This is a genomic window from Tersicoccus sp. Bi-70 (assembly GCF_001968825.1).
In the GTDB taxonomy this organism is placed as follows: Bacteria; Actinomycetota; Actinomycetes; order Actinomycetales; family Micrococcaceae; genus Tersicoccus.
This window is the reverse complement of the sequence record NZ_MIEU01000018.1, coordinates 91,339-107,956: the sequence shown is the minus strand read 5'-3', so window position 1 is coordinate 107,956 and position 16,618 is coordinate 91,339. Positions and strand designations below refer to the sequence as shown.

Here is a 16,618-nt window from a genome sequence, read left to right as displayed (position 1 = left end):
CAGATCAGATCGAGTAGTGGGCGTTGCGCCACGAGAGGACCGCCCGCGCTGTCCCGGTCGGGTCAGTGCCGCCGAACGTGAGCTCGTTAACGCCCGGCGCGAGCTCGGTACCCGAGAGGCGAGTCGCCCGAGTCAGCATCCCCAGTGCCGGCGCCCCGTCCTGGCGGGTCACCGTGCCCGCCAGCGGGTCCACCGTCACTGCCTGGTCGTAGGCCAGGGACCCGGTCAGTCCAACCTCCCACCCGGCCGCTGCCCGCACCCACGGGTCCGTGACTGGCCCGTAGAACGTCACGCCCAGTGGCGACGGTGCGTCCCCGGTGTTGACCACCAGGCCAGCGCGCGGGGCCGAGGAGCGGACCGTCGACAACGGGGCCACCAGCGGTGCCTCGAGGCCACCGGTGGACGCCGGCACGATCGTCAGCGTCACCGAGGACAGGTCGTCGTCGAAGGACAGCGGGTTGGTCACCCGGAAGTCTGCTGTGACCGACCCTCCGCCCTGCAGCGCCCGCACGGTACCGGTCGGGCCCACGAACTTGCCTGGCCGCCCGTAGACGCGCCGCCACCGGCCATCCATCTCGTACGACAGCGGGACCGCCGCCAACGGCGACAGCCGGACCTTCCGGTCCTTCCACGCCGCCTCCAGTGCCGCGGCCGCCGCGAGCGCGGTACCCAGCGTCCTGGTGTTCGTGATGATGTCGAACGCCCACGTCGCTCCGCCGAGGTAGTCGCGGCCGGTGAGCACCCCGTCCCGTTGGGGTCGGGGTGCGTCACCGTCGCGGACATCCGCAGCGCCCGGGTCGAATCCGGTGACGAGCAGGGAGCTGAGGCCGCCGAAGTCGACCCCGCCGAAGCGGAACCTCATCGCCGTGCACCCCCTCTCGCCGCTACCCGCTGCTGGAAGCCGAGCGCGTCGACCAGGTCATCGACCGACGCCCGCTGCGGCAGCATCACCTGGTCGATGTGCACCCCGGCGGCCCTCTGCCGAGCACCCCGGGCGGCGAGCTGCTGCAGCGCCTCAGACTGGCCGGCCGTGAAGATGTGCTCCGGCTTCCGGGTCAGGTTCACCACCTGGGACAGGCCCGGAGACAGCACCCCGCCTTGGTCGTACTTGAACGGGGCATCCGCCAGCGACCCGCGCGGCTGTGCCGGGCGGGCCCGGGTGGCTCCGAGAAGGCTGCCGACGATGCCGCCGACGGCGTACCCGCCGGGCAGGTTCCACCCCGCCTGCAGCGACCCGTAGCGGGCCCGGGTGTAGTTGATGCTGGCGAGGATGTTGTCCACCGGGTCGAGCACGTTGCCGTGCCCGGGCTCCATGTACTGCCGGAAGGTGGCGCCGATGACCTGCATCAGGCCGCGGGACGGGTCGCCGTTCTTGGCGTTGACGTCCCAGCCGTTGACCGCGTTGGGGTTGCCTCCGGACTCCTTGAACGCCCGGTTGACGCCGGAGATCAGGTTGGCCGGGTTGAGCTCGCCCTTCTTGATGAGCGCCTCGGTCATCCAGGCGGTGACCTTCGCCCGGTCCACCGCGCCGGTGATGACCTGCTGTGCGCCACCGACGACGGACCCGAGCCGATCGCCAACCCAGTCCCGTGCGGTGTCGATCAGCTTCTTGCCCGTGCCGATCGCGACGTCGGCGAGCATCCCGCCGGCGGGGAAGGCCGCCCGGAATTTCGCCTCCATCAGGCTGGCCAGGGCCGTGAGCGGGTTGAACATGCCGCCAGCGTCGATGCCAACCTCGGACGCCGAGTACCGCTTCACGCCGTCTCCGGGGTTACCCCAGATGCTGCGCAGCGTCGAGTAGTCCCCGGGGTGCGGCCAGTTGCCGCCCCGCTGCATCGGGTTCATCACCGACGACGTGTCCGCGAGCGCCGTGTGCGCGAGGGAGAGGGCGTGCCCCATCTCGTGCACCAGCACACCGAGCTTGTCGCCGGACGACTTCGGGCCACCGGGCTGCATCCAGATGGTGTCGCCGGAGTAGTAGCCCCACCCGCCCGGGCCGCCGGGCACGTACTGCTTGATGCCCGGGTTGCCGTCGCCGACGCGGACGTCGAGAGCGGACTGGCCCATCCACGCCTTCGCGGCCTTCTCGGTGTCGACACCGAGGAAGGACCGCTTCGGGAAGTAGATGTGGCCGGCCGCGCTGGCCGCCTGCTGCAGCGCCGACCAGATGCCCCCGGACGGACCGCCCGGGGGACCTGCAGCGAACGCTCCATCTGCGTGTCCGTGTGAAGCGAAGGACTCGCGGGCGGCCGCAGCGGACCGGCCCTTCCGCGCTTCGGCGTTCATGTGCAGCAGGCGAGCCCGCTCGTACGGGTCTGCGAGCACCTCGGTCATGGTGATGCCCTCGCCGCGGCGAGCCTGGATGAGCTGGTCATCGCCCTGTCGCCACGTCGACCGTCCGGGCAGGATGCCGCCACGGGCGAACCCGTCGGGCAGCTTGACCCGGTCGAGCTTCTTCACGCCTGGCAGGAAGCCCGCCACGGTGTTGAAGGCGCCGATCAGTCCGTCGTTGATGACGGTATTGACCACGAAGCGGATGGGGGCCTTCGCGATGTCCTGCAGCCCGTCCCACCACTTCTTCACCGCGGCGACACCGGTCTGGAAGGCGTTCGGGATCGTCTTGGTGATGGCGTCGTGCAGGAGGTTGAAGGCGGGGGAGATGATGTGCTCCCACACCCACGAGATCGCGCCGCCGGCGCCACGGAAGCCGGGCTCGATGACGTTGTGCCACAGCCACCCGACCGCCGGGGCGATCACGTTGCGCATGAAGCCGACCAGGGCCGAGAACGCGGGCCGGATGATCGAGGTCCACACCCACGAGATCACTGCGCCGATGCCTCGGAAGGTTGGCTCGACGGCGTTGTGCCACAGCCAGCCCAGTGCCGGGGCGATGACGTTGCGGACGAAGCCGACCAGGGCCGAGAACGCGGGCCGGATGATCGAGGTCCACACCCACGAGATGACCGCGCCGATGCCCCGGAACACGGGCACCACGACGTTGTTCCAGAGCCACGTGTAGACCGGGGCCAGGATGTTGCGGACGTACCAGACCACGGCGGAGAACACCGGGGTGACGACGCTGCGCCACCACCACGAGATCACCGCGCCGATCCCACGGAACACCGGCTGGATGACGTTCTCGTTGAGCCAGGTGAACGCCCGGCCGAGGATCTGCAGGCCGACCTGCAGGACCGGCATCACCGTGGTCTGCCACCAGGACACGACCGCACCGATCGCGACCTGGATGCCCGCCCACGCGGCGGCCACGATGTTCCGGCCCCACTCCGTCTCGGTGAAGAACCACACCAGGGCACCGACGAGCAGCCCGACCGCGGTCACCACCAGGCCAACCGGGTTGTCCTTGAGCGCCTGGTTCAGGAGCTTCTGGGCCCCGGTGGCGAGGGTCGTCGCCACCGTCCAGGCGTTCATGATGCCGCCGACGACCTTCAGGCCGACCACCGTCGCGGACAGGGCAGCGACGGCACCGATCATCAGGCCGATGGCCACCGGGCTGCCCGCGATCAGCTTGAGGGTCGGCTGCAGCACCGTGAGGATCCCGCCGACCGCGGTGGCGATCCCGGTAAACACCTCGACCAGGGTCGGACCGAGCTGCGCTACGATCGGGCCGAGCACGGTCAGGATCCGGCCGAACGCGTCGGACAGGCCGGGCATCAGCGGGGCCACGGCCTCCGCGCCGTGCTGCAGGTCGACCATGAAGCCGGTCAGGCCTGCACCGAACGACGGGTCCGACAGGGCCGTGAAGACCCCGCCGACGAAGGTGCCGGCGATCTCCCCGCCGAGGCGGAGGAACTCGGCCATGGCCCGGGCTCCACGCTCGAACGCGGCGCCGATCGGACCGAGGGCCTTCAGGAGCCCGTCGGCGCCCTGCTGCGCGCCGGCGAAGATCGTGGACATCGTCGTCTGGAAGTCCGAGCCGCTCATCGCCGCGTCCAGATCCCGCATCCCGGCGGCCAGGCCACCGAGGGTGGCGACGGCGCCGCCGGTCGCGGCCGCCCGGGACAGGTCGTTGAAGATCCCGATCACGGAACCCGCGATCGACCACAGGTCCTGCAGCCCCTGGATCCCAGCGTCGATCCAGCCCACCAGCCGCCCATCGGCGGCCGTGTCCTGGATCCAGTTGTTGAAGCGGGCCGCGACGTCCGCCACCCACTGCGCCAGCAGCGGCATGTAGCGCATGCCGACCACGCCGAGGGTCACGAAGGACTGCACGATCGGGTCGATCGCCCGGTTCAGGATCGTGACGCTCGTGGCCACGCCCTGCAGCAGCTGGTTCAGGACCCCACCGCCGAGAGCGGAATCCACCGAGGTCAGCAGCTGCTTCGCGGACCCGTTGAAGGCCGTGGCGATCGCGCCGACCCCGGTCTTCAGCTGCGGCAGCAGCGTGGTCACCAGGTTCGTGGCCCCCGCGGAGAGCCCCGTGAAGAAGTTCTCCTGCGCGATACGGCGGACCCCGTCGAGGGTGTCTCGCAGGGTCAGGAGGGTGCGCACCGCTTCCTGTGCCGACGGGGTGAGCTTGTCCATCGCCTGCGCGGCCTTCGACCCGGCCTGAGCCGCCGAGTCGGCCTGCTGCAGCTGGACCCGCTCCAGGTTCCGGTACGCCTGATCCACCGCCCGGGCCGCGTCCATCTGCGACTGCTCGGCGTCCCGAGTCGCGTCGGTCACGGCCTGCTGGGCGTCAGCGACCCGGCGGGCGCCGTCGGTCCCGGCCTTGACCGCTTCGGCGCGGGCATCCCGCTCCGCCGCGACGGCATCGGTGACCGACTGCTGCGCGTCCGCGACCCGCCGGGCGCCGTCTTCGGCAGCCCTCACCGCGGCCGCCTGGGCGCCCCGCTGGGCGTCCACGGCGTCGGTGACGGACTGCTGCGCGTCGGCGACCCGGCGGGCGGACTGCTCCGCGCTGGTCCCCGCGTCGGTCTGCGCGGCCTTCTGCGCCTTCACCGCGTCGGCGACGGTCTCCTGGGCGGTGGCGACCTGGCGGGCGCCGTCGCGCTGCTGGCGGACGACCTTCTGCTGGGCGTCCTGCCGGTCCTGGACCGCGTTGGTCTGAGACTGCTGGGCGTCGGCGAGACGCTGCTCGGCATCGAGAACGGCGGCGCCGCCGGTCTTGGCGTCGGCGAGCGCCTTGGCCTGCTCCTTGCGCAGGTCCACGACGGACTGCTGGGCGCGGACGTTCGCGACCCGCGCCTTCTCGGCGTTGTTCTGCAGCTGGGCGAGCTGACCGGCTCCCGCGCCCGGGTCGAGCTGGGCGTTGTTGTACGCGGCCATGGCGCCCTGGTACGCGAGCGCCGAGTCCGTGGCCGCCAGGTTCGCGTCCTGCAAGCGCTGCTCGACGACGGAGACCTGCGCGGCCGCGGCCGCGCGGGCCTGCGTGAGCTCCGTCTGGGCCTTGGTGACGTCGCGGGCGGTGGACGCTTCCTGCTGTTCGGCGCGTTGCACCGCGCGGGCCGCGGCCTTCTGGGCGTCGGCGACGGACTCGATGGTGCTCTGCAGGTCGAGCTTCGCGTCGCGGACCCGGCGGGTCGCCTCGACGATCGCGTCGGAGGAGTCCTGCTCAGCACGTGCGGCGGCCTTCACTGCATCGGTCAGGTTGCGCTGGGCATCCTGGACCCGGCGGGCGGCCTGCTCCGACGCCTTCGCCGCGTCCTGCTGGGCGCGGGCTGCGGCGTCAACGGCGTCCTGCAGCGACTGCTGCGCTTCGCTCACCCGGCGCGCGGCCTGCTCCGACGTCTTCGCCGCGTCCTGCTCGGCCTGAGCGGCGCCGGCGATCGCATCCTGCAGGGACCGCTTCGCGTCGGAGACGCGGCGCGACGAGTCGACCTGGACGCGAGTGGCGTTCTGCTCGGCCACGGTGATCGCCTGGGTCGCGTCCTGCACGGCCATCGCTGCGATCCGCGGGTTGGCCACGAACACGGACTGCTGGTCGTTGACAGCCTTCAGTGCGTCACCGACGCCGAGGAACGCCGTCGCCAGCACCCCGGCCCCCGCGCCGACGGAGATCAGGCCGGCCGGGATCAGGGCGGCGACCCCGCCCAGGGACGTGAGGGACGACGCCAAGGTCAGCGCGTTGCCCGCTCCGGCGATCAGACCTGCGCCGGCGGCGCCGACGGCCGGACCCACGGCCGTGAGGCCAGCGGTCATCAGCCCGGCGGCCCGAGCCACAGCCTTCCCGCCGCCGTTGCCGAACAGGGACGCCTGCTGCGCCATCCGCGTCAGGTCGTTGCTGATGCGGTCCGAGTCGCGGTGCATGCTCGTCGACAGGCCGGAGAACGGGTTGAGCGCGGAGATCCGGGAGAGTGCCGCGCCGAGGCGGGTCACGTTCCGCTCCGTCGTCGCGGACTCGTTGCCGACGTTGCGCAGGTGCGTCTCGAGGTTCTGGGACGCCGCGGTGGAGCGCTTCTGCACCGAGTCCAGCTCGGCGTGAGCCTTCGTCAGTGCCCGCTCGGCGGTCTCCCGCTTCGACGTTGCAGCCGACACCCGGTCACGGGTCGTCTTCACCCGCTCCTCGGCCGTAGCGACCGCAGATGCCTTCGCCGAGGACGAGTCCCGCGCCTCCTGCAGTCGCAGCTCCGCCACCCGCAGATCACCGAGGGCCTTCGACTCCGCGGCCGACGCCGCCGTGAGCTTCGTCTTGCCCGCCGCGACCCGGTCCTGCGACTTCGTGACCGCGGTCTCCAGGCGAGCGACCTCGGCTTCGAAGCCCTTCGTCTCGTCCTTGAAGCCGTCGGCCAGGCCGGTGCCCATGCGGGCGCCGGCCGACCGGCCAGCGGTGGACGCCGAGCGGTCGATCTCCTTGGAGATCTTCGCCTGGGCGCCGGTGAACACGGGGGTGACCAGGACCTCGGCGAGACCGACAACAGGCATGGGCCACCCCCCGTCATGTGATTCAGTTGTGATCGCTGGTCAGAGGTCCGATTCGTCGAACCCGAACAGGGCGGCGAACTCGACCGCCCACTGGCGATCGAGCTCCTCCTTCAGCTTCAGCAGGAGCGGGTGCGGGCGAGCCGACGGCTCCGGCCGGTCCGGCTTCTCACCCGCTGCGGCGATGGTCGTGGCGGTGAGAACCTTCACGGCATCGAGGACATCCGTCAGGAGCTTGGCGGTCAGATCGAACTCTGCGACCCGCGGGGCCCACGGCTCAGTGGGCTCCGGCAACTTCGCCAACTCCGCGGCGATCTCCGGATCGTTGACGACCGCGTCGTTGTAGTGGGAGGCGGCAGGCAGCCTGTCGATCAGCTCGAGCAGACCAGCCCACCGCCTGCCCACGTACCACTCCGCGAGGTCAACACCGCACTTGGTGTGCAGGTCATACCGGAGATCGCCGCGGAACCGGCCGATCAGCGCGCGGAGCCGGGCCCTTCCCCCGCGTCAGCGAGGCCGCCCTCGTAGTAGCGGACGACGCTCTGCAGGAGGTGGCGCTGCTGCCGGTAGTTCAGCTTCTGCGCGCGGATCGCCTCGACGTCCTCGGCCGGCAGCCACTTGGCCAGCACGTAGCTGGGCTTCCGTGTCTGCAGCTCCTCAATGAAGATCTCGGCCTCGTCGGGATCCATCGCGAGGGGGTCCGGGAACGTGACGACCTTGCTGTCGGACAGCGAGATCTTGAACGGGTCCGGGTCACCCGCCTCGGCAGCGAGAGACTTCAGGGTCGCGGTGATGTTGCTCGGCTTGTCAGCCATGGTGTTTCCTCCGGGTGGTGGTGGAACGGATGGATGGAGTGGGTCAGCTGTCGCTGGTGCCCGACGACGTCGACGACGTGCGCGACGTACGCGAGGAGTCCGACGACGCGGAGGCGCCCGACGTCGACGGTGCGTTGGTCTTCGTGCCGGTGTCGACGGTGAAGCCGTTCGCCTTCAGCTCGGCGACCTCGCCGGGGATGGTGGTCTCGACGGTGACGTCGCCCTTGGACAGGCTGACCTTCGTCGGGCCGGCGTCCTGCTCGGTGGATTTCTTCGCCATGGGGGTTCCTCCCTCGGTGACCGGGCGGTGATGGGAACGGCACGCACAGCGGCGTGCCGGTGGGCCGCCTCCCCCCACCCGGAAAGGAAGACGGCCCACCAGTCGGTGACGCCGGCCGGTCAGGCGCCGGCGGCGGCGAGCTTGAAGCCGAGAGCGTCCTTCTGCTTCAGCGCACCGGTGCCGCCCAGGTAGTGGCGGGTCGGGGTGCCGGTCAGCTCGTCGTTGAAGATGTCCCAGGTGATGGCGTTCTGCAGGGGGTCGGACTTGCCCCACGAGACGTCGTCGGTGGAGGCGACCTTGGCCGCGCCGTAGCCGCGGCCGACCAGCCACTGGTTGTCGGCCGGGCCGTCGACGCCGAGGATGACGAGCTTGTACTCCTTGTCGACGGGCAGGTCCTGCTCGTCGAAGACGATCTCGCCGGTCACGGGATCCTGCTCGACATCGGACAGGTCCGTGCCCAAGGCGATCTCGAGCATGTGCCGGCGCCCGTGCTCGAGGAACGTCGAGGACACCGTGCGGGCCACCGCGGTGGTGTCCGAACGCACCGGGGACGCGTAGCCGAGGGCGTCGACGTCCTCCTTGGAGACGTCGCGGCCGAACGTCCAGCCGTCGGCGGTGACGATGCCGAGGGACTTGTAGTTGGCCTCCTTCAGGTCCACCAGCGAGGTGGCGGTCTCGAAGAGGGTCTCGGGCAGGACGGCGTCGTCGCCGCCGACGAAGGCCATCGCCTTCTTGATCTTGCGGATCAGCGAGCGGTTGTCGGCCGACTGCTGCAGCTCAGCGGGAGTGGGCATGGCGAAGTACCCCTTTCAAGGGTCTCGGGGAGGTGCTGGTGGTGGTGGTCCCGGGCGGGATCAGAGGGGCCGGACGGTGACCTCGTAGGTCGCCACGGCGTGGTTGAGCGTGTCGGAGGCGTACTGGCTGGGCGTATCCACCGGGGTGGAGAGCACGCCGACCTCGTCGAGGTAGGTGCCGTCCTCCGTCTCGATGCCGTCACCGACGATGACGCCGGTGATCGACTCCAGGGTGTTGACCGCGTCCTCGCCCGGCGCGTACACCTCGAGCGTGATCCGGTCGACGCGGTCGTAGTCGCCCTGGGTGCCGGGCAGGGCCGTGACCACAGCGAGCGGGTACGGGCCCTCCAGCTGGCCGTAGTCGTTGGTCGGCAGCCACCACACCGCGGTGACCTTCTCGCCGAGGTGGATCGTGCCGTTGATCAGGTCGGTGATCGCGGCGCGAGTGTTCGGGAAGACGAGGACGTCGGCGGGCACTACTTCCTCCTTGCCATCAGGTTGGTGACTTCGATCAGGCGCCTGTCGAGGGAGTCCTTGACGTGGTGCGTCTTCTCGCGCACCACGGCGCCGGCGCGGGCCTCGTTCTTCCAGCCGGTCCGGACCTTCTCCGCAGCGGCCTCGTACGTGGACCGGCCGGACTCGTTGGCCGAGCTCGCGATCTGCTTCGCGATGTCCAGGCACACGGCCTGCATCTGACTGGAGCGGGCGACACGGCTCAGGCCGGCATTGTCGGGACGGTAGGCCTTGGCCATCAGGTCGACCCCGCTTCCTTCTTCAGCGTGAGCTCGACCGAGTTCGGCCAGAGCTTCGGCGCCCCATCGACCGCCCAGACACCCGGCACGAGCGCGCTGTCCGGAATCTCGATCCGGTCCGTCGGCACGAACGCGAACGACGACGAGCGGCGCCGGTACAGCACCGCGGTGCCCGTGGACACGTCCGTCCGGTCGACCAGGTCGCCTGACCCCGTCCACCGCACCAGGCACCTGTCTACCGGGATCCGCTGCGCGGGCCGTGGGTTGCCGCGCGCGTCGCGGCCGCCGGAGCGGACCACGACGACGGACGTCAGCCACTTCGGTGGGAACCGCTCGATCAGCTCGAACTCGACGTGATCGAGCACGCCGGAGCCGAACACCGCCGGCGGGCCGTTGACCTCGTAGACGGTCCCGCGGTGCACGACCGTGGCTCCGTCGATCACGGCGTCCGTTGACGGCCCTGAGACGCGCACACGGGTCGCAGCGACCGACTCCACGCCGACCGCCGTTGCCCCGCCGGCGCTGACCTGCTGGACGTTGTAGCCGAACACCTCGCGGTCCGGTCCGCCGTCGCCGACGACCGTCAGGCCCTCGGTGTGCAGACCCCACCAGGTCACAGCCCGCCCTCCGGCCACTCACGAAAGATCCGCTCGTACCGGCCCGACGGCGGCATGGAGAACAGCGGCACCACCGGCGAGCGCGCCGGGTCGAGGATGTCGAGCATCCAGTCGACGATCTCCATCCGGTTCGGGTCGCCGCCGGCGGCGGCGAGGGTGACCTGCCGGGATTCGGTGCCGGAGCTGATCTGCCACGAGCGGGCGCCCATCACGGGGGTCAGCTCGATTGCCTGCAGGACCATGCCGACGACGACGTCGCGGACGTCCTCGCTGTCGAGGCGGCCGTCGGCGAGCCGGTCGTCGAGATCCCGCCAGCGCCGGCGCAGCTGCCGGGAGGCGAAGCCGGCCAGGTAGTCCGCGCGGGCCTGCTCGGCCGGGGTGAGGGGACGCCACGCGTTCGCGACGTTGTCGGCCGTGGCCAGTGCGGCGCGTTCCGCCATGACGCCCCCTCCCGTTACTTGCCGGCGGCCTTGGCGGCCGCGGCGTCGGCAGCCGCCTTCTCGGCCGCCACCTTCTCGGCCGCCACCTTGTCCGCCGCGGCCTGGTCGGCCTCCGCCTTCTCCGCGGCGAGGCGCGCCTTCCTCTCGGCGGCCGTCTCCGGGGCGTTCTGCCCGTCGGACGTGGTCGAGGGGTCGGATTCCTCGAGCACGGCGGTCACGATGTCGACCTCCTCGATCAGGCCGAGCTCCGTGAACCGCTTCAGGTCCGCGGCCTTCACGCCGTCGGGCAGGATCGCCCCACGGTAGAGGTACCGCTCGGACCCGCCGACCGGGACCACGGCGCACGCCGCCTTCACTCGATGCTGCTTCGTCGTCGCCACGATCAGACCCCCGTTCCGGTGATGCGGACACCCGCGCGGCCCTCGAGGACCACGGGCACGGTGACGCGGCGGGCGCGCAGCTTCCAGCCGTCGATGTCATCGTCGCGGATGGACTTGACCTCGACCCCGACCCCGCCGCGGGAGCGGGTGTAGCCCGGCGACTGCAGGTCCTCGTCGGCCATGCCGCCGAGCTGCATGTTGTCCACGAGCAGCGGGTCCGAGACCGGCGAGTGCGTGGTGGTCGTCCACGTCAGCCCGAGGTAGTTCGGGAACTGGCCGCTGTTGAGCGGGTTCGCCGCCTCGCGGGGCAGGAGGCCGTCGACGATCAGCTTCGCCATCACCTTGGCGTACTGGGTCGGCTTGAGGACGACCACGCTGAGGTCGAAGCCCTCACCGACGTTGTCCTCCTCGACCTTCGCCTTCGCGCCGAGCACGTCGTCGATGATCGCCTCCGCAGACGTCCAGCCCGACCCGGTGTAGGTCTGCGTGAGCTTGGAGGCGATGACGCCGAGCGCGACCGAGTCGACGTACCGGACGTTGCCGTTGGCCAGCTTCGTCAGTGCCCGCTCGACGGGGTTCATCTGCATCCGTGCGATCGACTCGTCGGACACCTCGGTGTCGCGGCCCCACTTGACGGTCTTCGCCGCGGCGAGCTCGCCGGCGGACATGACCGTCTTCGGGTAGTCGCCCAGCGGGGCGATCGCCTCGGGGTCGTCGTCGGGGAAGATCGACTCGCCCGTCTCGTACAGGATCGCTCCGCCGACGGCCTGGAAGCGGGCCGGCAGCAGGAAGTCCGCGATGTACTTCTGCGCGAGCAGGGTCTGCAGACGCCGGCTGATCAGCGTGGGCGTCCGCAGGAACTGGTGCGTCTCGACGGCGGTGCCACCCTGGGTGACGGTCGCCGGAGGCGCGGGGTAGGTGTATGCCACAGGATCCTCCTCAGCGGTCCATCTGGATGGGGGCGAGGGCACCGTCGGCGGCCGCGGCGAGCGCGGTGCCGATCTTGTTGGTGCCCGTGGTGGAGACCTTGCCGTCGGCCGCGGCGGCGACCCGGTCGCCGGCGGCGATCGCGCCGGATGCGGTCAGGCGCTGGACGCCGCCGCGGAACACGGCCACGCGCTCACCGAGCGGGGTATCGGCGCTGGCGACGCCGACGACCTTCGCCGAGTCGGCGGTCGCGGGGCCGACGACGCGGTCGCCGGTGACCTCGACCAGCTGGCCGCCGGTCACGGCGGCCGAGACGGCGTGCGTGGGGCTCTCCCCGGCACGGAACAGGGGCAGGTAGTCCGCCATGGCTCAGGCCTCCTTCTTGTCGTCGCCGTAGATCTTCGAGTACAGGCGGTCGTCGTCCGAGGACTCGTCCACGCCGCCGGTGTACCCGTGGGAGTTGAGCGGCAGCGCGCCGCCCTTCTCGAAGCTGCCGAGCACGTCGGCCGCGCCCGGATCTGCCTCGAGCTGGTTCCGCCAGTAGTCGGCCCGAGCCCGCGGGATCCGCCCGTCTCGGACGGCCTGGTCGACGATGGCGTTGCGCTGGTCGGCGGCCTGCTGCTGGCGGGCTTCGCGGCCCTCCTGGGCAGCGGCGCGCAGGTCGGCGTACTCGGCCTGGTCCACGAGGACGGCGCCCTCGGGGACCGTGGTGCGGGCGGTGGGCTGGTCTCCGGCCCGCTCGTCGAGGGCTTCGTCGACGGCGGCGAGCAGCTGCTCGTCCGTCAGGTCGGCGTCGGCCGAGATGCCGAGCCGATCGCGGAGCCCCTGGGTGATGTCCGGCATGGCACCGGTTCCTTCCTGGTTGGGGGTGGTGATGTCCGCCGGCTCGGCCGGAGGCGTGAGGGCTGCGCGCACGGAGGCGGGCAGCGGCGGCAAGATGCCGCCCTTGGCGTTCCCACTGGGCCGGTGGCGCGCCGCGATCCGCGGGGCGGGCGCGTCGGCGCGGCCGGCGTGGGCGAAGATCGACAGGTCGAAGCGGTTCGTCGGCGCCGGCTCGGTGCCGGCGGCAGCGTCATCGCCGGTGTCGACGCGGTCGGCGAGGCCGGCCGCGACGGCTTCTTCGGCGGTGAACCAGGTCTCGGCGAGCATGACGTCCCGCCAGTCCTTGATCTCGCCGCCGGCGCGCTCGGCGTAGATCGAGGCGATGTTGTCGGAGAGCTTGTCGAGGACGCCGGCCATCTGATGCATATCGCCGGCGTTGCCGATGACGAGACCCGAGGCGTCGTGGACCATCAGCTGCGTGTTGCGGCCCATGACGACCTCGTCCGCGCCGGCGGCGAGGAACGAGGCCGCGGAGGCCGCCAGGCCGTCGACGACGGCGACGACGCGCGCCGGGTGCGCACGGAGCTGGTTGAGCATGGTGACGGCCTCGAACACCTCGCCGCCGGGCGAGTTCAGGTGCAGGCGGATCTCGGTGGTGGTGTCCGGCAGGGCCGCGAGCGCCGCGGTGAACTCCTTCGCCGAGACGCCCCAGTCGCCGCCCCAGCTGTCGATCGGGTCGTAGATCGCCAGGGTTGCGGTGCCGTCCTCGTTTGGGGACGCGAGGATGGAGGCGCGCAGGCCGGCTGCGGGCCGGACGCCGCCGCGGAAGCGGTATCGGGGCTCAGTCATCGTTCCCTCCGTGGGGGCTCGTTCGTGCTCGGCGCTGGCGGGTTGCTGCTGGCCGGAGGCTCCCGACGCGTTTCCAGATCGGCGGCCGGCATGCCGAACGTCCCGCGCGACCACTGCTCGAGCTTCTCGTCGGGGGTGATCGCGCCGCAGTCGACGAGTGCCTTGATCGCCTCGGCGGTGGCGGGGTGCCGGGACCCGATCTCGTCGAATACGACACGCGGGGCCGGTTCCTGTTCGCCCCAGTTCTGGTCGACCAGGTCCTCGACGACGTGCTGCGTGGTGGTGTCCGCGATCTCCATGGCCACCGTCTGCAGCGACAGGGTGAAGAAGTCCGCGAACGTGGAACCCAGCGCCCAGGACCCGGTCTCGGTGCCGAGGTTCAGGAAGTGGGCGAGGACGGCGCGGGCGATCTGCTCGTCGTAGTAGCGGATCGGCTTCTCGGCGTCGGGCAGGTTGCCCTCGACGCCCTTCAGCGTCAGCTTCGCGCCGTTCGGGATGGCGGCGCCGGCGTTGTCCCCGGACCGGAAGCCCTGGGCCAGCCGCTTGCCCTCCCGCAGCTCGTCCTTCTGGCGCTCGATCTGCTTCTCCGGCTCAAGTTCCTTCGGCTGCTCGGCGGACTCGTAGACGGGCACGCCCATGCCGTTGCGGTCCACGGTCTGCGCCTGGATCCGCAACAGCCGGTCCTTCAGCAACCAGAACTTGTACGCCGGCCGCAGCAGGGATGCACCCAGCCAGTTGCCGCCCTCGCGGTCGTTGACGTGGGCGACGAGCCGGTCAACATCCATGCGAGCGTCGGCGCCGACGCCGACGCCGTGCTGCTCGATCGCGACCAGGCCGCCGTCGGCGGCGACGTCGACCTTGCTGATGGTCCGTGGTGGCCGCCATCCGAGCTTCCGCAGTCGCGCGTAGCCCTGCTCGTCGATGCGGTACACCTGCTCGAAGAACGAGTGCCCGAACGTGAGCTTGAGCAACGAGAGCCGCAGGTAGTCCGGCCACGAGAAGCGGTCCCGGGTGCGGAGCACCTGCTCCTCGCCCTGGCCCACGACCGGCAGCCCGAGGTCGTGCGCCACTAGAGCGACCACCTCGTCGCGAGCGCCGTTCGGGTCGATCCGCCACGCGGTGCGCCGGATCGGCAGGGTGACGGCCCGCATGACGGACATGACCTGGGCGTCCTGGCGGCGCATCCGGTCGTAGACCTCGACGTTGTGGGGCCACCGGAGTTCCGGGGTCTCCTCCTCGTCTGGGGCGGCCCACCATGCCGATGCACCCGAGGAGTAGCCCTTCTCCGAGGTCGAATCCGCCACGGCGCACCCCCGTCCGTCTGAGTCAGAAGCCCATGGTCATCAGGTCCGCGGTGCCGTACTCGTCGTCGTCGTCATCGGTGGTGACCGCCATGGGCGGGGCGGATGCGGGCGGTGGCGGGGGCTTGTACTTCAGGAGCAGCCACAGCGCGCCCTCGAACGCCACCAGCGGGGCGATGTCGGTCGGCGAGTGCTGCCGGTCCAGGGCCTTGCCGTCACCGAGCGCCTTGGTGACCGCGACCTTCGCCGCGGCGTCGAGCGGGCCCTGCGGGTTGTGCTTGACCTTCACGTCCCGGACGGCGTCGAACAGGTCGCCGAAGGCGCCCATGATGTCCGAGCCCGCCCACTCCCGGACCGGGATCGTGAAAGCGACGTCCTCGGCCATGTTCGACATCAGCGACGAGACCGGCGCGCCGCGGGTCTGGCCCGTGACGGCCTTGATGCGGCCGCGGCGCTTGTCGTCCATCAGCCAGGCCTTGACCCAGTCCTGGCCGTAGCGGCCGGCGACGACCTCGACCTGGGCGGCTCCGTCGGCGCGGCGGCCGGCGAACGCGATGTAGGTCTGCTCCCGGTCGTGCGCGGTGTCCACGCACGCCCATACGTCGCCGACGATGCGGTCCGCGTCGTTCTTCAGCACCAGCTTGTCGTCTGGGCCCTCGGTCGTCTCGTTGACGCCCTTCTCCCACGACCCCGGAGGGAACGGCCCGTCGACGACGCCGTCGGACCACTGGCACAGCACCTCGGTGCGGAACACCCACTCGGGGTCGATCCGGCAGTCTGAGGCGATCTTGCGCTCCTTGATGCGGTAGCCGAGCGCGGGGTTGCCCTGCGCCCAGCCGTCCCGGTCCCACTTGCTCAGGCCGGGAGCGGCGGACCACTCGAACACGGCCAGCGACTCGCCGTCCTGCGCCCAGTCGTCGGCGGAGTCGCCCTCGTCGCCGTCGTCCTCGAGGTCGAGCTGCGTCGGTCCGAGGTCGTCGTCGTCCTTGCAGATCCCGTCCGGGTCGCCGATCGCCTTGTGCGCCATCTTGCGCAGGTAGCGCAGCACCACGGACGTCAGGTCACCGGCGTTCGACAGGGCCAGGATCAGGGAGAACACCTGAGCCTGCGTGGTCTTCGTGATCGCGCCCCACGCGAGCCAGTTCTGGTGCTCGCGAAGCTCGTCGAGCAGCACGAGGTTGCCCGAGAACCCTCGGCCGGCGCGCCGGTTCGCGGCCTTCACCTTGTACCGGGTGCCGTTGGTCAGGATTAGCGACTTCTTGCCGTTGACCTTCACCACACGCGAGATGAGATCCGCGAGGGAATCATCGTCGTCGTCCTCGTCGTCGCTGTCCTCGAGGAGGCTGACCGCTCCCTCCCAGACCTCCTCGGCCGTCTCCAGGTCCTGCGCCGTCCCCAGCACCAGCGGCCAGCCGGCCACGAGCATGAACCACAGCGCGAGCACCTGGGAGAGCGTGCTCTTCCCGTTCTGCCGGGCCACGAGCACGACGACCGTCGCGAACCGGAGCCCGCCATCTGGCCGGAGCTCAAGCATGCGGATCAGCAGGGCCCGCTGCCACGGCATCAGCGTGACGCGCAGGATGTTCGTGGCGAACTCGATGACCGAGAACCCCATCGACGTCTCCGGCGTCAGCGGCCGCAGCGGCGGCGTGCTCAACCGCGGCTCGGCGCAGCCGTACCGTGTCCCGGTGTCGGTCAGCGCGACGTCGCCGTCGTGGACGGTCTCGTAGTACAGGGTGCCGGGGCCGGTATCCACGAGCAT

At 70.9% G+C, this 16,618-nt stretch carries 16 protein-coding genes; all 16 read right to left on the bottom strand.

Annotated features, from left to right (window positions below; all coding sequences use genetic code 11):
* Positions 1-4: 4 nt before the first annotated feature.
* A complete protein-coding gene (locus BGP79_RS15910) occupies positions 5-862 on the bottom strand; it encodes a hypothetical protein (protein ID WP_076697467.1) in 858 nt (285 codons plus the stop codon).
* Positions 859-6,882 carry a transglycosylase SLT domain-containing protein gene (locus BGP79_RS15905; RefSeq protein WP_076697464.1) on the bottom strand — a complete coding sequence of 2,008 codons (6,024 nt, stop codon included), beginning with the start codon at positions 6,880-6,882 and terminating at the stop codon, positions 859-861. The genes BGP79_RS15910 and BGP79_RS15905 overlap by 4 nt, the downstream gene beginning before the upstream one ends.
* A 39-nt stretch (positions 6,883-6,921) precedes the next feature.
* Positions 6,922-7,284, bottom strand: coding sequence for a hypothetical protein (locus BGP79_RS15900; protein WP_076697461.1), 363 nt, complete (start codon positions 7,282-7,284; stop codon positions 6,922-6,924).
* A gap of 71 nt (positions 7,285-7,355) precedes the next feature.
* Complete coding sequence (locus BGP79_RS15895) at positions 7,356-7,694, bottom strand: hypothetical protein (protein ID WP_076697458.1); 339 nt, start codon at positions 7,692-7,694, stop codon at positions 7,356-7,358.
* 43 nt (positions 7,695-7,737) lie between these two features.
* The gene (locus BGP79_RS15890; RefSeq protein WP_076697455.1) at positions 7,738-7,974 is read right to left on the bottom strand and encodes a hypothetical protein; all 237 of its coding nucleotides are present in this window, start codon (positions 7,972-7,974) and stop codon (positions 7,738-7,740) included.
* Between the two features lie 119 nt (positions 7,975-8,093).
* Positions 8,094-8,768, bottom strand: a complete 675-nt coding sequence (locus BGP79_RS15885) for a hypothetical protein (protein WP_076697452.1) — start codon at positions 8,766-8,768, stop codon at positions 8,094-8,096.
* Between the two features lie 60 nt (positions 8,769-8,828).
* Positions 8,829-9,245, bottom strand: a complete 417-nt coding sequence (locus BGP79_RS15880) for a hypothetical protein (protein ID WP_076697449.1) — start codon at positions 9,243-9,245, stop codon at positions 8,829-8,831.
* Positions 9,245-9,520 (bottom strand): hypothetical protein, encoded by a 276-nt coding sequence (locus BGP79_RS15875; RefSeq protein WP_076697447.1) that lies wholly within the window; start codon positions 9,518-9,520, stop codon positions 9,245-9,247. The genes BGP79_RS15880 and BGP79_RS15875 overlap by 1 nt, the downstream gene beginning before the upstream one ends.
* Positions 9,520-10,137: a hypothetical protein gene (locus BGP79_RS15870; RefSeq protein ID WP_076697444.1), complete on the bottom strand. Its 618-nt coding sequence runs from the start codon at positions 10,135-10,137 to the stop codon at positions 9,520-9,522. Before BGP79_RS15870 ends, BGP79_RS15875 begins: the two co-directional genes overlap by 1 nt.
* A complete protein-coding gene (locus tag BGP79_RS15865; protein WP_076697441.1) occupies positions 10,134-10,577 on the bottom strand; it encodes a Gp19/Gp15/Gp42 family protein in 444 nt (147 codons plus the stop codon). Before BGP79_RS15865 ends, BGP79_RS15870 begins: the two co-directional genes overlap by 4 nt.
* Before the next feature lie 14 nt (positions 10,578-10,591).
* The gene (locus BGP79_RS15860) at positions 10,592-10,957 is read right to left on the bottom strand and encodes a hypothetical protein (RefSeq protein ID WP_143588475.1); all 366 of its coding nucleotides are present in this window, start codon (positions 10,955-10,957) and stop codon (positions 10,592-10,594) included.
* Between the two features lie 2 nt (positions 10,958-10,959).
* On the bottom strand, positions 10,960-11,886 hold the full coding sequence (locus tag BGP79_RS15855; protein ID WP_076697435.1) for a hypothetical protein: 927 nt from the start codon (positions 11,884-11,886) through the stop codon (positions 10,960-10,962).
* 10 nt (positions 11,887-11,896) lie between these two features.
* The gene (locus BGP79_RS15850) at positions 11,897-12,250 is read right to left on the bottom strand and encodes a capsid cement protein (protein ID WP_076697432.1); all 354 of its coding nucleotides are present in this window, start codon (positions 12,248-12,250) and stop codon (positions 11,897-11,899) included.
* Between the two features lie 3 nt (positions 12,251-12,253).
* Positions 12,254-13,555: a head maturation protease, ClpP-related gene (locus BGP79_RS15845; protein ID WP_076697429.1), complete on the bottom strand. Its 1,302-nt coding sequence runs from the start codon at positions 13,553-13,555 to the stop codon at positions 12,254-12,256.
* Entirely contained in the window at positions 13,552-14,859 is a 1,308-nt protein-coding gene (locus tag BGP79_RS15840) for a DUF935 family protein (protein ID WP_076697426.1), read from the bottom strand. The genes BGP79_RS15845 and BGP79_RS15840 overlap by 4 nt, the downstream gene beginning before the upstream one ends.
* Positions 14,860-14,881: 22 nt before the next feature.
* The gene (locus BGP79_RS15835) at positions 14,882-16,618 is read right to left on the bottom strand and encodes a terminase (RefSeq protein WP_143588474.1); all 1,737 of its coding nucleotides are present in this window, start codon (positions 16,616-16,618) and stop codon (positions 14,882-14,884) included.